Here is a 15,491-nt window from a genome sequence, read left to right on the forward strand (position 1 = left end):
CCGTCAGCACTCGATGACGTTGACGGCGAGCCCGCCTTCGCTGGTCTCCTTGTACTTCGTCGACATGTCCACGCCCGTCTGGCGCATCGTCTCGATGACGGCATCCAGAGACACCACATGGGTGCCGTCGCCGTTCAGCGAGAGCCTCGCCGCCGTGACCGCGGTGGAGGAAGCCACCGCGTTCCGCTCGATGCACGGCACCTGCACCAGCCCCGCCACCGGGTCGCACGTCAAACCGAGATGGTGCTCCATCGCGATCTCCGCAGCGTTCTCCACCTGCTGAGGGGTTCCGCCGAGAACGGCGCACAGCGCGCCGGCCGCCATCGCGCACGCGGAGCCGACCTCCGCCTGGCATCCGCCGACGGCGCCCGAGATCGAGGCGTTCGCCTTGAAGAGCGTGCCGATCGCCGTCGCCGTGAGCAGATACGTGCGCATTCCTTCGGCATCCGCACCGTCGATGAACGTGAGGTAGTAGCGCCCGACCGCGGGGATGATCCCGGCCGCTCCGTTCGTCGGCGCCGTCACGACGCGGCCTCCCGACGCGTTCTCCTCGTTCACCGCGAGCGCATACGCGAGGAGCCATTCGCCGGGCAGCGACCGACCGTTCTCGGCCTCGGTGTGACGCAGCTTCTCGCGCAGGTCGTGAGCGCGTCGGGCGACCTTGAGTGGGCCGGGCAGCGTGCCGCCCGTGGACATACCGGCCGTGATGCAGTCGTCCATGACCTGCCAAAGGCGATCGAGCCCGGCATCCACCTCGTCTGTGTCTCGAAGTGATTCCTCGTTGACGCGCGCGATCTGCGCGATGCTGAGGCCGCGGTCGGTACAGAGCTGCAGCAACTCGGCGGCGTTGCGGTAGGGCAGCGGCACCTCCACAGTCGCCTCGTTCTCGTCGTCGCCCTCGCGCTGAATGAACCCGCCGCCGACAGAGAAGTAGGTGTGCTCCATGAGCGGCACCGGGCTCTCCGACCACGCCGCGAGCGTCATCGCATTCGGATGCTGCAGGCGCGTGCGCGGTTCGAGGGAGATATCGTCGTGCTCGAATTCGATGTCGTGGATGCCGCCGAGGCGGAGTGACCGCGCGCCCGCCGAGGCATCCCATGCGCCCGTCACCTGCGTCGGATCGCACGTGGTCGGCTCGAGTCCGGCGAGCCCGGCGACGACCGCGTCTGGCGTGCCGTGCCCGAGCCCCGTGGCGCCGAGCGAGCCGTACAGGGTGCAGCCGACGCGATGGACATCCTCCAGGGTCCCCTCATCGCGAAGCCTGGTGACGAAGTCGAGTGCGGCCCGCATCGGGCCGACGGTGTGAGAACTCGATGGGCCGATGCCGATCGAGAACAGATCGAAGACTGAGACGTACATGCTCCTCCTTGAACTCCTTAAATGTTACGTCTCATTCACTGAGTGTGGGGCGTGACGAGGGATGCCGTGACGGCTACGCTCGACACGGAGGGCCGCGCCTCGGCGTCCGACGCGCGGTGTGAGGGGAGACGATGTGACCGCTGTGGGCACATGGACGTAACGACGGCAATCGCGGCCGGAGTCGCCATCCTGATCGGAGCGACGCTGCAGCGGCTGTCCGGCACGGGCGTCGGGCTCGTCGTCGCACCGGTGCTCGCTGTGCTGATCGGCCCTGTCGCCGGCATCCTCGTGACGAACGCGACGACAGTCGTCTCCGGAGTTCTGATCCTCCTGTCGATGCGACGCGACATCGAGTGGCGCCGTTACGTGGGGTTTCTGCCCGGAATCATCGTCGGAGCGGTCGCGGCCTCGTTCGTCGTGCGCGCCGCCCCGGTCGCATGGCTCCAGATTCTGATCGGCGGAATCGTTCTGCTCGCTCTGGCAACCACCTTCGGACTTCCCGACATGCCGCACATCCGATCAGGGGCGCTCGGCCCGGTCACGGGAGCCATCGGCGGTTTCTTCAACACGTGCGCGGGAGTCGCAGCTCCCGTCATGGTCATCAACGCCAAGCTCACCCGGTGGCCGCAGAGCGCCTTCGCCGCGACCATGCAGCCGACGTTCCTGACCATGGGCGTGCTGTCAGTGGTCTCGAAGATCACGCTCGGCGCGACGACGCTCGACGAGCTGCCGCCGCTCTGGATGTTCGGCGGCATCGTCGTGGTCGTCGTCTTCGGCATCCTCATCGGAACCTTCCTGAGCGCTCGAGTGTCGTCGCGAGCGGCTCGAAACACCGCAATCACTCTCGCCGCATTAGGAGGTGCTGCCGCCCTGATCAGAGGTCTGCTCGCGTTGTGAACCCGACGACGCGTCGCGAATCGCTCACGTCTACTCAGCAAAGGAGCTGTCATGACAGTCACCGACCTGGTGAAATCCGAGGGCCAGCTGGACAGCGGCCTCGACCGCCCGACCAATCGACGGCGCTGGATCGGCTTCGTCGTCGGTCTCGTACTCGCCGTCGCCGTGTTCGTCGCGATGCCCGCCGACCTGCCGCACTCGCCGAAGGTCACCGCCGCAACCGCTGTTCTCATGGGCGTCTGGTGGATGACCGAGGCCATCCCGATTCCGGCCACAGCGCTTCTTCCGGTGCTGATCTTCCCCGTCGCGCACATGATCGACTCGAACGACGAACCGGTCAGCTTCGATTCGGTCGGAGCGTCGTACGGCAACAACATCATCTTCCTCTTCATGGGCGGGTTCCTCATTGCGCTCGCCATGCAGCGGTGGAACCTGCACCGACGCATCGCCCTGCATATCGTGCGGATCATGGGAGGCAAGTCCCAGGCCATGATCGGTGGCTTCATGATCGCCACGGGGTTCATCAGCATGTGGGTCTCGAACACCGCGACCGCCGTCATGATGCTGCCTCTCGGGACGTCTGTCCTCGTGCTTGTCTCCGAACAGATGAAGGAGGCCGGCGCGCTCGAAAAGGGCAAGACGGGCACAGCCTCCGACGTGATCCGCACCAACTTCGGCACGGCGCTGATGCTGGGCATCGCCTACTCGGCATCCCTCGGTTCACTCAGCACCATCATCGGAACACCGCCCAACACCCTCCTCGTCGGGTACCTCGCGAGCAATCACGACATTCACATCGGTTTCGGACAGTGGATGCTCGTTGGCCTGCCACTCGCGATCGTGTTCACGTTCATCTGCTGGTTCCTTCTCACGCACATCCTCTTCAAACCCGAGATGAAGGAGATCCCCGGCGGACGCGAGCTGGTCGCCGACGAACTGCGCAAGCTCGGACCGATGGCGACGGGGGAGAAGCTCGTTCTCGGCGTGTTCGCTCTCGCCGCGATCAGCTGGATCTTCATCCCGGTCATCTTCGAGGAGCCGCCGATCGACGACGCGGGCATCGCGATCGCCGCGGGTCTCATCCTGTTCCTGTTCCCGGCGAAAGCGAACCGCGGCGTCAAGCTGCTCGATTGGGACTCCGCGGTTCAGCTGCCCTGGGGTGTGCTGCTGCTCTTCGGCGGCGGTCTCGCACTCTCTGCGCAGTTCACCGAGTCGGGCCTGTCGAAGTGGATCGGAACCCAGGCTGAGGTCGTCGGCGTTCTGCCGGCCGTGCTGATCGTCGCGATCATCGCTACGCTCATCCTCTTCCTCACCGAGCTGACCAGCAACACGGCGACCGCTGCGACGTTCCTGCCCGTCGTCGGGGGAGTCGCGCTCGGTGTCGGACTCGACCCGATGCTGCTCGCCATTCCGACCGCGCTCGCCGCGACCTGCGCCTTCATGCTGCCGGTTGCGACGCCGCCCAACGCGGTCGCGTTCGGCTCCGGGTATGTGACGATCGGGTCGATGATCAGAGGCGGCATCTGGCTCAACCTGATCGGAATCGTGCTCGTGACGGCGACGACGATGACCCTCGCGGTCTGGGTCTTCGGCATCGCATACTGACTGGCGAGTCTGCGGCGCTGCGGCCGGTGTCGCCCTCACTGACACCGGCCGCTCGTCGTGTAAGCGTCGTGTGAGTGCGATGTAAGCGCCGCGCGTGAGAGTGGAGTCCGATGAAAGGACACCACATGACCGCATCTCACCCTGCTGTCGAGGCAACCGGGCTCGTGAAGCTCTTCGGTTCGAACCGCGCCGTCGACGGCGTCGACCTCACTGTTCCGGCGGGGACCGTCTACGGCGTACTCGGACCGAACGGCGCCGGCAAGACGACGACGATCAACATGCTCGCGACACTGATGAAGCCGGATGCCGGAACCGCACGCATCTTCGGCCACGACGTCGTCCGCGACGCGGGCATCGTCCGTCAGCTGATCGGCGTCACTGGCCAGTTCGCGTCCGTCGACGAGAAGCTGAGCGCCACCGAGAATCTCGTGCTGTTCGGACGGCTGCTCGGGCTCAGCGGACGGGCCGCCAAGCGCAAGGCCGACGAGCTTCTCGAGGAGTTCTCCCTCACCGAAGCCGCCCGCAGGCCGCTGGCGAAGTTCTCCGGCGGAATGCGCCGACGGCTCGACCTCGCGGCGAGCCTCATCGCGCAGCCGCCGCTCATCTTCCTCGACGAGCCGACTACGGGTCTCGACCCGCGCACCCGCAACCAGATGTGGGACACCGTGCGCCGCCTCGTCTCCGAGGGCTCGACCGTGCTGCTCACGACGCAGTACCTCGACGAGGCCGACCAGCTCGCCGACCGCATCGCCGTGATCGACTCCGGCCGCGTCGTCGCTGAGGGCACCTCCGACGATCTCAAGGCCTCGATCGGCACGTCGTCGCTGAACCTGCGACTGAGCGATACAGGCGACACGGATGCTGCGCTGCAGGCGATCCGCCAGGTACTCGGCGTCGAGGCCGCGCTGTCTCCGGAAGCCGCGCGCATCAGCGTTCCGCTGCTCGAGGCCGACCGGGTCACCGACCTTCTCGTTGAGCTGCGCAGCCGCGGCATCCACCTCGCTGAAATGAGCGTGCAGAAGCCCAGCCTCGACGAAGTCTTCCTCACCATCACGGGGCATGGTGCCTCGGCATCCGACCCCGAGCTCGAAGGAGCCCACTCATGACCACCGCGACACTCGACCGGCCGCTGAGCCGAACCGTCAGCCTCGGCGACACCGTCTCGCACTCGCTGACGATGGCCCACCGGGGCCTGCTGAAGATCAAGCGCACGCCCGAGCAGCTGATCGACGTGACGGTGCAGCCGCTCATCTTCACCCTCATGTTCACGTACATCTTCGGCGGCGCCATCTCGGGGGACGTCGAAAGCTACCTGCCGGTCATCATCCCCGGCATCCTCGTGCAGACCGTCATCACGACGTCCGTCGTGACCGGTGTGCAGCTGCGGGAGGACATGGACAAGGGGGTGTTCGACCGCTTCCGATCGCTGCCCATCGCGCGCATCGCACCGCTAGCCGGAGCGCTGCTCGCCGACACGATCCGCTACACGATCGCCACGACGCTGACGTTCGTGATGGGGTACATCATGGGCTGGCGGCCCGAGGGAGGTCTCGGCTCGGTCGTGCTCGCCGGCCTCGCGGTGATCGCGTGCGCGTGGGCGATCAGCTGGGTCTTCGCGTTCTTCGGGGTCATTGCGCGCTCGGCATCCAGCGTGCAGGGCATCTCGATGCTTCTGCTGTTTCCGCTCACCTTCCTCTCCAACGCGTTTGTGCCGGTGGAGACGATGCCGACGTGGCTTCAGGGCTTCGTGAACGTCAACCCGATCTCGCACCTCGTCAGCGCGGTTCGCGAGATGACCGGCGCCGGCGCCTTCGGAGGGGACCTCACCATGTCGCTCATCGGCGCCGTGGTGATCGTCGTGATCTTCGCGCCGCTCACCGTGCGGGCCTACATGCGCAAGGCGTAGCCGCCCGCACTTGTGGGGAGCCTGCCCGCGCTGGGGCACTCCCCACAGGCAGAGAATCGGAAAATTTGGCGACACGCCGTGCTGGGTCGACTCCAGTGCGGCGCGTCGCCAAAATTTCCGACTGAGTGCGCACCGGTACCATCGACCCAGAGGGGAGTCTCATGGAGACAGCGCTGATCGTGGCCGTGCTGGGGCTGCTCGCGATCGCGGGCGCCTCCTCGTTCGCGCAGCGTCTCGGCGTGGCATCCCCGCTGATTCTCGTGCTTCTCGGCATCGGCGTCAGTCTCCTGCCGATGGTTCCGGACGTCGTCGTCGAGCCCGAGTGGATCCTCGCGGGGGTGCTTCCGCCCCTGCTGTACTCGGCGTCCGTCTCGATGCCGTCGCTCGACTTCCGCCGCGAGTTCACGGCGATCAGCGAGCTGTCGGTCGTGCTCGTCGTGATCAGCAGCCTCGTGCTCGGGCTGTTCTTCTGGTGGCTGATCCCCGACATCTCGTTCGCGTGGGGCGTCGCTCTGGGCGCCGTGGTGAGCCCGACGGATGCCGTGGCCACATCGATCGTCAAAGGCCTCGGCGTCTCGCCCCGCGTCGTCACGATGCTCGAGGGGGAGAGCCTGCTGAACGACGCGACGGCGCTCGTGCTTCTGCGCACGGCGATCGCCGGTGCTGCGGCATCCGTCTCGCTGTGGGGAGTGCTCGGCACGTTCGCGTTCTCGATCGCCGTGGCCTCAGCGATCGGCGCACTCGTCGGCTGGCTCAACCTCGTGGTGCGCAGCCGCGTCTCCGACCCGACAGTGGGCACCGTCATCTCGTTCACGATTCCGTTCATCGCCTCGATTCCGGCCGAGCTGCTCGGAGCATCCGGTCTCGTCGCCGCCGTCGTGGCAGGCCTCGTGACCGGTCGCGGCGCGCTCGCCCGCCTCACCCCGAGCGATCGCCTGGCCGAGCAGCAGAATTGGAAGACCATCGAGCTCGTGCTGGAGGGCGCGGTGTTCCTGCTCATGGGGCTTGAGCTCACCGCGATCGTGAAGGACGTCGTCGATGTGCATGATGGCGTTCTGCCGGCGCTGCTGATCGCGCTCGGCGGACTCGTGCTCGTGATTGCGGTGCGCTCCGGGTACGTGTCGCTGCTGGTCACGGCGCTGAAGCATCAGGCACAGCGCCGCGAGAAGATGCGGCCGCGCGTCGAAAAGGTCAAGACGTACATCGAGCAGCCGGACGCTCTCGAGCGGATGCAACGGTATCGCGATGGGATGCGCGGGCCCGGCCGGGCACGAGCCGACGGCGACCGCCCGCGTCCGCCACGCATCACGACGGCCGAGCGGTTCGAACGGGCGCGCACGCGCGTCGTGCGGATGGCCGCCGACCTCGATTACTTTCTCAGCAGACCGCTCGGGTGGCGCGAGGGCACCGTCGTCGTGTGGGCCGGCATGCGCGGCGCCGTCACGGTGGCAGCGGCTCAGACCCTCCCGCACGACACCCCGCACAGATCGATGCTGATTCTCATCGCGTTCGTGGTCGCCGCGGTGTCGCTGCTCGCGCAGGGTGGCACGCTGAAGTGGGTGATCCGCACGGTGAAGCCGCGCCCGGAGCCCGAGGCTGCGATGCAGGCTGAACGTCAACGCCTGACCGAATTGCTGCAGGATGCCGCGGGGGCCGCCCGCGCTGAGGCGGACGAAGCTGGCCGCGAGGCGTCCGAGCTGTCGATCATCCGCGCGAAGCGGGAGACCCTCTTGCGGGTGCGGGATGAGGGTACGTATTCGTCGTCGACGCTCGCGGGCGCACTCGAGGTGCTGGACGCTCAGGAGATCAGTCTCGAGCTTCGCGGCGGCTGACGGCGTCGACGACTCGGTCGAGCAGCGTCGGCACCGCGCGGAGTCGGCCGAGCGGGGTGAGGGATGCCGTGTGGCGGCGCGCCGCTTCGACGGCATCCGCCCCGACCAGCTGCGCCGCTCGCTCGTAGAGGGGAGCATCTGCGAGGGCAGAGAAGTCGCGCCGGTACCCCATGCTGTCGGCGAGGGCGAGCAGGTCGACCCCGAGCTGCGCGGTCGAGGCATCGCGGAGCAGCGCCGCAGCGAGAGCGGCGAGGCCCGCACCGATCACCGGCTGGTCGGTGCTTCCGCGGCGCACGCGTGAGGTCGCCCGCAGACGCGTCGTGAGCGTCAGAATATCGTCGTGCGTGACTGTGGCGCTGTGCGTGGCTGTGGCGCTGTGCGCGTCTGTATCGCCGTGAAGGATCCGCGTCGACAGGTGCATCGCGGAGAGCAGGATCATCCACGGCGCAGACCTGCCCCCGAGGGGAAGCGCGTCGAGTGATTCGTCGAGCGTCGCGACCGCTGCGACGGAGTCTCCGGTGTGCAGGTGGAGCTCCGCTTTCAGGCTCAGCAGAAGCGCGCGGATCTCGAGAGTTGCGTCGTCCAGCAGCTCGTCGATGAGCTGCTGGGCGGAGGCCGGGTCGCCCTGTCGAAGAAGGGCGAGCGACAGCATCCACTGTGCCTGCGTCATGTCTTCGTTCGACTGCGTGCGAGCAGATGCGTCGCGGGCGATGCGCGACCACCGCACCGCCTCGGGGAGGTTGTCGCTCTCGCCGTACAGCTGCGCGAGGATCATCGCCGCGGACCCGGCGAGCCAGGTGTCTCCGAGGGCCGTCGCCCGGTCATACGATGTGCGTCCGTACCTGATGGCCCGCCCGATCTCGCCCAGGTTCTCGGCCGCGTTCGCCCCGAGCAGCGCGGCGCAGGCCGCTCGCGCATCGTCGTTCAGCTGCGAGAGGGCATCGAGATGATCGAAGAGATCGGCGATTCCCTCGTCGGTGTCGGGGGATGCTCGACCGAGCATGTTCGCGAGGATGAGAGCGCGCGCATCGGTGACGACGCCCGCCGCGATCAGGCGCCGCGCGCGAGAGTGCGCGGGGTAGGTGATGTGGCGGACGCCGAACATCGCAAACATGATCGAGAGCAGTGACAGACCGAACGCCGCGGGGTTCGCGACGCGATCTGCGATGTCGCGGGCCTCGGTCGCGGGCAGGATGTCTGCGCCGAACGCAGCGAACTCCTCGTGTTCGCCGCGGATGGCCCACATGGCTGCGAGCATGCCGAACAGCGCGTACACGGTGTCGCTGTCGCGCCGGGCGATCGCGCTGCGGAGCGCGGCGATGATGTTCTCACGCTCGGCGACGGCGATCGCGAGGGCATCGAGCTGCTCAGCGCCGAGCAGACGATCGAACAGGTCGAGGGCGAGATCGACGACCCAGGTCGTGTACCGCTGCTCGATCTGCCGGCGCTCGTCGGCCTCATCCAGTCGGTCGCGCGCGAACTCTCCCACGGTCTCGAGCAGTCGGTAGCGGACCCCGGCGCCGTCATCGCGCACCTGTACGAGCGACTGCATCACGAGAGCATCGAGATCGTCGATCACGTCGTGCCCGTCACCCGCGATCTGCGCGGCGGCGTCAGCGGTGAACCCGTCCGCGAAGAGCGCCAAGCGCCGCAGAACGGTGCGCTGGGACGGGTCGAGGAGCTTCCAGCTCCAGTCGATCACGGCGAAGAGCGTGCGGTGGCGTGCCGGTGCGGAGCGGTCCACCGTGGTCAGCAGCGCGAAGCGGTTGCGCAGGCGGCGCTCGATGTCGTCGAGCGACAGTGACCGGATGCGTGCGGCAGCGAGCTCGATGGCGAGGGGCAGACCGTCGAGGCTCGCGCACACGCGCTGAACCGCGTCGAGAGGGAGTTCGGCGTCGGGGCGGACGGCACGGGCGCGCTGAATGAACAGGTCGATGGCAGGGCCTGGAGACCCGGCATCCATCACCGCGAGCGCCGGCAGCTCAATCACCTGCTCGCCCTCGATCGCGAGGGGAGCGCGGCTCGTGGCGAGAACGCGCAGCGTCGGCACAGCCGCGAGCAGATCATCAGCGAGATCGGCGGCCGCATCGACCAGATGCTCGCAGTTGTCGAGCACGAGGAACGTGTCGCGTTCGGCGAGTGCAGCGATCGCTCGCGACTTCAGGTCCGTGCGCACGAGCGGGTCGGCGAGGCGCGCCACTGACGAGACCGTGCGGATGCCGAGCGTCGTCGTCACCGTGATGAGGACGTCGTCGGGGTTCGTGGCGCCGGCGAGCTCGACGACGGCCGTGAGCGGAGTCATCGAGCGCTCGGCGACGGCATGAGCGAGACTCGTCTTGCCCAGCCCGCCGACCCCGAGAATCGTGGTCAGACGGTTCGCGGCGACGCTCGTCTCAACCCGGCGAATGTCATCGTCGCGCCCGATGAGCGGGCTGCGGCGAGAGCGCACACCGATGCGATGGCGGGGCGGATGCCTCTCAGCGCGCAGCAGCTTCGTATTCAGGGCGACAGCATCGTCTCCCGGATCGGCGCCGAGCGTCTCCGCGAGAGCGGAGCGCAGCCGGGCGAATGCGGCGAGGGCCTCGGTGCGACGCCCCGCGGCATCCAGCGCTGTCATGAGCGCGACTGCTGTGGCCTCATCGAGCGGATCAGCCGCCGCGAGGCCCTCGAGAACGGCCGCCGCGTCGTCCCAGCGTTCGGCGTCGCCGAGCTGCTCGGCTCGTTGGCGCGTAAGGGCACGCCGGAGCCGCAGGGCCTCGCTCCGCAGATCAGCTGCGATCGGAGAATCGCCGAGGTCGTCGCCCGGCTCGCCGCGCCAGAGGGGAATGGAGGACCCGTCCGTGAGCTGAGAAGGCAATGCGCTGTCGGAGAGCGCGGCGCGTGCCTCGTCGAGGTCGGTCTGCACCTCGAGTCGGTAGCCCGCAGGTGTCAGCTCGATCGCGCTCTGGCCGACGACCGCTCGCGACCGCGAGACGAGCGTCTGCAGCGCTCCGCGTGCGTTCGCCGGGGGAGCATCGCCCCACACCGCGTCCACGAGCGCCGCAGAACTGAGAGCGCGCGGCCGGGCGATAGCGAGCGCGGCGATGAGACGCCGAGGCAGCGGGCCCGCGACCGGAGCGCCATCGACGAGCACGGGGCCGAGCACGCGGACGCGCGGGCCCTGGGTCTCCGTCTCGTGCGCCGCCACGTGGCCAGTGTAGTGTCGCGATCCGAGCGGGCTCTGACGCTCATCGGGAGAGTATGCCGAGCGTTGCGCCTCGCGCGCCACGGCTGCACCATGGTGAGGTGTGTGAATGCGATGGTGAGAGCAGGATGCCGTGAGCCGCACGTTCGACTGGAATGCGTACTACGCCGCGATGGTCGGGAGGCAGCCGCGGCAGAACTTCCTCGCGGCTCTCGACGCGTGGGGCGACCGCGAGCCGGGCAGCGCGGTCGATCTCGGCGCAGGTGACGGCCTCGAGTCACGCGAGCTCGCGCAGCGCGGCTGGACGGTGACGTCGTTCGATGCCGACGCCGGGTTCGAAGCGCGTCTCGCAGAGGTGCCGGGCGTCACGGCGGTGCGGCGTGATTTCACGCAGATCGCCGAGTTGCCGGCATCCGATCTGGTCTTCGCCGGTTTTTCGCTGCCGTTCTGTCCGCCCGAGCACTTCGCGACCCTCTGGCAGGCGATCCGCGAGTGCCTCGCGCCCGACGGTCTGCTCGCAGTGGAGCTCTTCGGACCCGATGACGAGTGGGCGGGCACTCCCGGAATGAGCTTCCACTCGCGCGTAGAGGTCGAGGGGATGCTCCGGGGGCTCGAACTCCGTCAGCTGACGGAAGACAACCGCGACGGTCGGTCCTTCGACGGACCGAAGCACTGGCACGTGTTCCACGTGCTGGCCCGCAGACCCGGGGTTTGAGCGGCGCTACTCAGGCTGGACGAGCGCGTTTCGAAGAGCCTGGCGAGCGTCGGCGTCCAGCCCGTGCGCGGTGAGGTACTCGACGGAGCCGCCGTGTTCGGCATCCACGTGCTCGAGCGTGCGCTGCATGGCGTCGGGCTCAGTTCCGGTCACGAGCATTCGCACCTGGGGCGTCAGCTCCACGCCCATCTGCCGCGCGAGCCCCAGCATTCGCTCCGCCCAGGGGCCGGCAAGGTTCTGCGCTGACGCGACGTAGTCCTCGATGATCGTCTGCCGCGGAACCCCGACGGCGTCGAGCAGAAGCGCGACCGCGACTCCGGTGCGGTCTTTACCCGCGGTGCAGTGCACCAGCACACCGCCGCGGGAGCGCACCGCAACCCATTCCGCGATGCGCGCGAAGCTGTCTCCCGCCGTGTCGACGAGTCCGGTGTACAGCTCGGTCAGGGTCGGAACCCGCGTCGTCACGTCTTCGACCGCACCCTCCATGAGCGGAAGTGACAGGTACTCGCCGAGCGTCGACTCGTCGAGCATCGGCTGGGTCTGCTCCACCTCGGTGCGGCTGCGCAGATCGATGATCGTGGTGATGGGAGAGTCCTTGAGTTGACGGATGCCGTCGGGCGAGAGGGCGACGAGCGCGTCGGATCGGTAGAGGCGCCCCGTGCGTACGCGTCCGCCCTCCGCGGGCAGACCACCGAGATCGCGGAAGTTGACGAGGCCCTCCGGGATCGCAGACGTACGTTCGCTCATTGCGGCATCCTCACTCTCACTCGATCTCGGGTCCACCAGAATCCAATCAGGAACCCACGACACTGTCGAGACAGAGCCGCCGTGTCTACCGCAGGGTCTTCTTCGCCGAGATGATTCCGGTGTCGAAGCCGAAAAGATACAGCCCGCGGTGGAAGCGTGCGTGTTCGATCTTGATGCAGCGGTCCATCACGACGGTGAGCCCGCGCCCCTCGGCGTCCCGCGCGGCCTCCTCGTTCCAGATGCCCAGCTGAATCCAGATGGTGCTGATGCCCGCGGCCGCGACGTCGTCGACGACCTGCGGAATATCGCTGGCCTTGCGGAACACGACGGCGATGTCAGGAGTCTCTGGAAGCGAGGCGAGGTCAGGGTAGACCGGTTCGCCGAGGATCTCCGTCGCGTTCGGGTTGATGAAGTACAGCGTGTAGTCGCTGGACTGCTGCAGGTAGGTTCCGACGAAGTAGCTGGCGCGTGCCGGGTTGGTGGATGCTCCGATGATCGCGACCGACGTCGCGGCGCGCAGGATGCCCAGACGTTCTGTCGCGCCTGGTCCGACCCACGTGCGCGGGGACTGCGTGCTGTCTGCCATGGTCATTCCTCCGCTGCCTGGCTGAGCGCTTGATCGAGGTCGTAGATGATGTCGGCGGCGTCTTCGAGCCCGACGCTGAGGCGGACGAGACCGGGTTGAACACCGGCATCCACCAGCTGCTCTTCGGTCAGCTGCGCGTGCGTTGTCGAGCCGGGATGGATGATGAGCGTCTTGGTGTCGCCGATGTTCGCGACGTGGCTGGCGAGGTTGACCGATTCGATGAGCTTTTGCCCGGCGGACCTGCCGCCCTTCACGACGAAGCTGAATACCGAGCTCGGCCCGAGCGGAAGATAGGTCGCAGCACGTTCGTGGTGGGGATGGCTCTCGAGCCCTGCCCAGAGCACCGCCTCGACACGGTCGTCCTGCTCGAGCCAGGTTGCGACGTGACGCGCGTTCTCGACGTGCGCGGACATGCGGAACGGCAGCGTCTCGATGCCCTGCGCGAGCTGTTGGGCGGCGGTCGCCGACAGCGCGGGTCCGATGTCGCGAAGCTGCTCCGCCCGCAGACGGGTGAGGAACGCGTACTCGCCGAAGTTCCCGGCCCACTGCAGATCGCCGTACGTGTGCGCGGGCTCGTGGAAGAGTGGGAACTTCTCGCGCGTGTAGGTGAAGCGGCCGGATTCCACGACGAGTCCGCCCATTGTGGTCCCGTGGCCGCCGAGGAACTTAGTGGCCGAGTGGGTGACGATGTCGGCGCCCCATTCGATCGGGCGGTTGAGAAACGGCGTCGCGATTGTCGAGTCGATGATGAGAGGGATGCCGTGGGCGTGCGCCACCTCGGCAAGCCCCGCGATATCGGCGATCTCGCCCGACGGGTTTGCGATCGTCTCGGCGAAGACGGCCTTCGTGCGATCGGTGATCGCCGCGGCGTAGTCGGCGGGATCCGTCGAGTGCACGAACGTCGTCTCGACGCCGAAGCGGCGCAGGGTCACGTCCAGCTGCGTGATCGACCCGCCGTAGAGACTCGACGAGGCGACGATGTGATCGCCCGCGCCCGCGAGGCTCGCGAACGTGATGTATTGCGCCGAGAGGCCCGATGCGGTGGCGACGGCGCCCAGTCCTCCTTCGAGGCTCGCCACGCGCTCCTCGAGGCTCGCGACGGTCGGATTCGCGAGGCGCGCGTAGATGTTGCCGTATTTCTGAAGGGCGAAGCGTGCCGCGGCATCCGCGGTGTCGTCGAACACGAAGGCCGTCGATTGATAGATGGGGAGCGCCCGTGCTCCCGTCTCGGGGTCGGGGATGTTGCCCGCGTGAATTGCCCGCGTGCGGAAGCCGTACTCGCGATCTGCCATGCGTCGAGGCTAACGACGAGGGATGCCGCAGCGCAGCGCGCCGCGTAACACGCGGTCGCATTCGACCGTCGCTCTTTTCACATTGTGGATGTTTCAGAACCGGCTGCGGAAAAACTATAGGCTTGAGGGTAATGAATTCTCGCGGCTCCTCTGGATCGAGCACCGGGGGAGGCGCACGGAGCCTCCGGCCGGGCTTCGTCATCATCGGCATCCTCCTGGTTGCCTCGAACCTGCGCGCCGCCATCACAGTCGTCGGGCCGGTTCTCGACCAGGCGCGCGTCGATGCAGATCTCTCTGCGATCGAAGCATCCGCACTGATCAGCGTGCCCCTGCTCGCGTTCGCGGTCTTCTCGCCGATCATGCCCTCAATCGCCGTCAAGCTCGGACTCGAGCGAACGATCGGCGCCTCGCTCATCGTGCTCGCCGCCGGAATCATCGCGCGGTCGGTGCCCGGCGACATCTTCCTCTGGGCCGGCACGCTCGCGCTCGGTGCGGCCATCGCCGCGATCAACGTGCTGCTGCCCTCCGTGCTGAAACGCGACTTCCCGCGGGAGATCGGACGCCTGACGGGCGTCTACTCGGCGGTGCAGTCGGCGTTCGCCGCGGCCGCCGCGGGCCTCGCGGTGCCGATCGCCGGTCTCTCCGACAGCGGTTGGCGCCTCGCATACGGAATCTGGGCGGGCCTCGCGCTCATTGCCTTCGCGGTCTTTGCGCCGCAGATGCGCAAACCCGGCGCCATCACACTCGAGATGCGCGCCGTACAGGTCGATGACGAGTCGAAGGGCGGCCGAAGCCCGTGGGTGCAAGCCCTCGCGTGGCAGGTCACGATCTTCATGGGGCTGCAGTCGACGATCTTCTACGTCGTGATCACATGGATGCCCGCCATCGAGCAGTCCGTCGGAATCGACGCGTTCACCGCCGGGTGGCACCAGAGCGCCTTCCAGGTGTTCGGAATCGTCGGCACGCTCACGGCCGCGTGGATGCTGCACAAGTGGCAGCGCGATCAGCGCATCGTCGTGACGATCTACTCCATCTCTTCGGCGTGCGGCATCTTCGGCATCCTGCTTCAGCCCTCGCTCGTGCTGCTCTGGATCGGCATGATCGGATTCGCGCAGGGCGGACTCATCGTGCTCGCTCTCGCGCTGTTCGGGCTGCGTGCGAGCAACCACCGCGATGCGGCATCCCTCTCTGGTATGGCGCAGTCCATCGGCTACTTTCTCGCCGCAGCCGGTCCGATCGCGATCGGCGCGATCCACGACGCGACGGGTGGTTGGGAGATGCCGCTCAGCGTCATGCTCGGTGTCGTCGCGGTGCAGTTCACTTGCGGTGTGCTGGCGTGCCGCCCGCGCGTTCTGCGGTAACCAGGGC

The 15,491-nt window shown here is 67.6% G+C and carries 12 protein-coding genes; 7 read left to right on the forward strand and 5 right to left on the reverse strand.

Going from position 1 to position 15,491, the window contains the following annotated elements; translation table 11 throughout:
• Window positions 1–3: 3 nt before the first annotated feature.
• A complete protein-coding gene (locus ACSAGD_RS04055; RefSeq protein ID WP_437584450.1) occupies window positions 4–1,359 on the reverse strand; it encodes an L-serine ammonia-lyase in 1,356 nt (451 codons plus the stop codon).
• 150 nt (window positions 1,360–1,509) lie between these two features.
• Here ACSAGD_RS04055 and ACSAGD_RS04060 point away from each other — a divergent pair, with 150 nt between their 5' ends.
• From ACSAGD_RS04060 to ACSAGD_RS04080, 5 genes are all read left to right on the forward strand, one after another.
• Window positions 1,510–2,256, forward strand: coding sequence for a TSUP family transporter (locus ACSAGD_RS04060; protein ID WP_437584451.1), 747 nt, complete (start codon window positions 1,510–1,512; stop codon window positions 2,254–2,256).
• A 51-nt stretch (window positions 2,257–2,307) separates the two neighbouring features.
• On the forward strand, window positions 2,308–3,861 hold the full coding sequence (locus ACSAGD_RS04065) for an SLC13 family permease (RefSeq protein WP_437584452.1): 1,554 nt from the start codon (window positions 2,308–2,310) through the stop codon (window positions 3,859–3,861).
• A 125-nt stretch (window positions 3,862–3,986) separates the two neighbouring features.
• Window positions 3,987–4,967: an ATP-binding cassette domain-containing protein gene (locus tag ACSAGD_RS04070; protein WP_437584453.1), complete on the forward strand. Its 981-nt coding sequence runs from the start codon at window positions 3,987–3,989 to the stop codon at window positions 4,965–4,967.
• The gene (locus ACSAGD_RS04075) at window positions 4,964–5,767 is read left to right on the forward strand and encodes an ABC transporter permease (RefSeq protein WP_437584454.1); all 804 of its coding nucleotides are present in this window, start codon (window positions 4,964–4,966) and stop codon (window positions 5,765–5,767) included. The genes ACSAGD_RS04070 and ACSAGD_RS04075 overlap by 4 nt, the downstream gene beginning before the upstream one ends.
• Window positions 5,768–5,928: 161 nt before the next feature.
• Window positions 5,929–7,599 carry a cation:proton antiporter gene (locus ACSAGD_RS04080; protein WP_437584455.1) on the forward strand — a complete coding sequence of 557 codons (1,671 nt, stop codon included), beginning with the start codon at window positions 5,929–5,931 and terminating at the stop codon, window positions 7,597–7,599.
• On the opposite strand, the gene ACSAGD_RS04085 is transcribed toward ACSAGD_RS04080, so the two are convergent.
• Window positions 7,574–10,786, reverse strand: coding sequence for an ATP-binding protein (locus ACSAGD_RS04085; protein WP_437584456.1), 3,213 nt, complete (start codon window positions 10,784–10,786; stop codon window positions 7,574–7,576). The two genes, ACSAGD_RS04080 and ACSAGD_RS04085, sit on opposite strands and share 26 nt — an antisense overlap.
• Before the next feature lie 130 nt (window positions 10,787–10,916).
• Here ACSAGD_RS04085 and ACSAGD_RS04090 point away from each other — a divergent pair, with 130 nt between their 5' ends.
• Window positions 10,917–11,498 carry a class I SAM-dependent methyltransferase gene (locus tag ACSAGD_RS04090; protein WP_437584457.1) on the forward strand — a complete coding sequence of 194 codons (582 nt, stop codon included), beginning with the start codon at window positions 10,917–10,919 and terminating at the stop codon, window positions 11,496–11,498.
• 6 nt (window positions 11,499–11,504) lie between these two features.
• Here the strand turns inward: ACSAGD_RS04090 and ACSAGD_RS04095 are convergent, their stop codons facing one another.
• The 3 genes from ACSAGD_RS04095 to ACSAGD_RS04105 all read right to left on the reverse strand — a co-directional run bounded on the left by ACSAGD_RS04095 (window position 11,505) and on the right by ACSAGD_RS04105 (window position 14,123).
• Window positions 11,505–12,245, reverse strand: coding sequence for a tyrosine-protein phosphatase (locus ACSAGD_RS04095; RefSeq protein ID WP_437584458.1), 741 nt, complete (start codon window positions 12,243–12,245; stop codon window positions 11,505–11,507).
• A gap of 85 nt (window positions 12,246–12,330) precedes the next feature.
• Window positions 12,331–12,831 carry a CoA-binding protein gene (locus ACSAGD_RS04100; RefSeq protein WP_437584459.1) on the reverse strand — a complete coding sequence of 167 codons (501 nt, stop codon included), beginning with the start codon at window positions 12,829–12,831 and terminating at the stop codon, window positions 12,331–12,333.
• Window positions 12,832–12,833: 2 nt separating this feature from the next.
• Window positions 12,834–14,123, reverse strand: coding sequence for an O-acetylhomoserine aminocarboxypropyltransferase/cysteine synthase family protein (locus ACSAGD_RS04105; RefSeq protein WP_437584460.1), 1,290 nt, complete (start codon window positions 14,121–14,123; stop codon window positions 12,834–12,836).
• A gap of 131 nt (window positions 14,124–14,254) precedes the next feature.
• On the opposite strand from ACSAGD_RS04105, the gene ACSAGD_RS04110 reads away from it, so the two are divergent.
• The gene (locus ACSAGD_RS04110; RefSeq protein ID WP_437584461.1) at window positions 14,255–15,484 is read left to right on the forward strand and encodes a CynX/NimT family MFS transporter; all 1,230 of its coding nucleotides are present in this window, start codon (window positions 14,255–14,257) and stop codon (window positions 15,482–15,484) included.
• Window positions 15,485–15,491 lie beyond the last annotated feature (7 nt).

This window comes from Paramicrobacterium salitolerans (assembly GCF_051513965.1).
Lineage (GTDB): Bacteria > Actinomycetota > Actinomycetes > Actinomycetales > Microbacteriaceae > Paramicrobacterium.

Bases quoted from the DNA above. Each gene is read 5' to 3' on its own strand.
- ACSAGD_RS04055 (WP_437584450.1), bottom strand. From the start codon at position 1,359: ATGTACGTCTCAGTCTTCGATCTGTTCTCGATCGGCATCGGCCCATCG.
- ACSAGD_RS04060 (WP_437584451.1), top strand. From the start codon at position 1,510: ATGGACGTAACGACGGCAATCGCGGCCGGAGTCGCCATCCTGATCGGA.
- ACSAGD_RS04065 (WP_437584452.1), top strand. From the start codon at position 2,308: ATGACAGTCACCGACCTGGTGAAATCCGAGGGCCAGCTGGACAGCGGC.
- ACSAGD_RS04070 (WP_437584453.1), top strand. From the start codon at position 3,987: ATGACCGCATCTCACCCTGCTGTCGAGGCAACCGGGCTCGTGAAGCTC.
- ACSAGD_RS04075 (WP_437584454.1), top strand. From the start codon at position 4,964: ATGACCACCGCGACACTCGACCGGCCGCTGAGCCGAACCGTCAGCCTC.
- ACSAGD_RS04080 (WP_437584455.1), top strand. From the start codon at position 5,929: ATGGAGACAGCGCTGATCGTGGCCGTGCTGGGGCTGCTCGCGATCGCG.
- ACSAGD_RS04095 (WP_437584458.1), bottom strand. From the start codon at position 12,245: ATGAGCGAACGTACGTCTGCGATCCCGGAGGGCCTCGTCAACTTCCGC.
- ACSAGD_RS04100 (WP_437584459.1), bottom strand. From the start codon at position 12,831: ATGGCAGACAGCACGCAGTCCCCGCGCACGTGGGTCGGACCAGGCGCG.
- ACSAGD_RS04105 (WP_437584460.1), bottom strand. From the start codon at position 14,123: ATGGCAGATCGCGAGTACGGCTTCCGCACGCGGGCAATTCACGCGGGC.
- ACSAGD_RS04110 (WP_437584461.1), top strand. From the start codon at position 14,255: ATGAATTCTCGCGGCTCCTCTGGATCGAGCACCGGGGGAGGCGCACGG.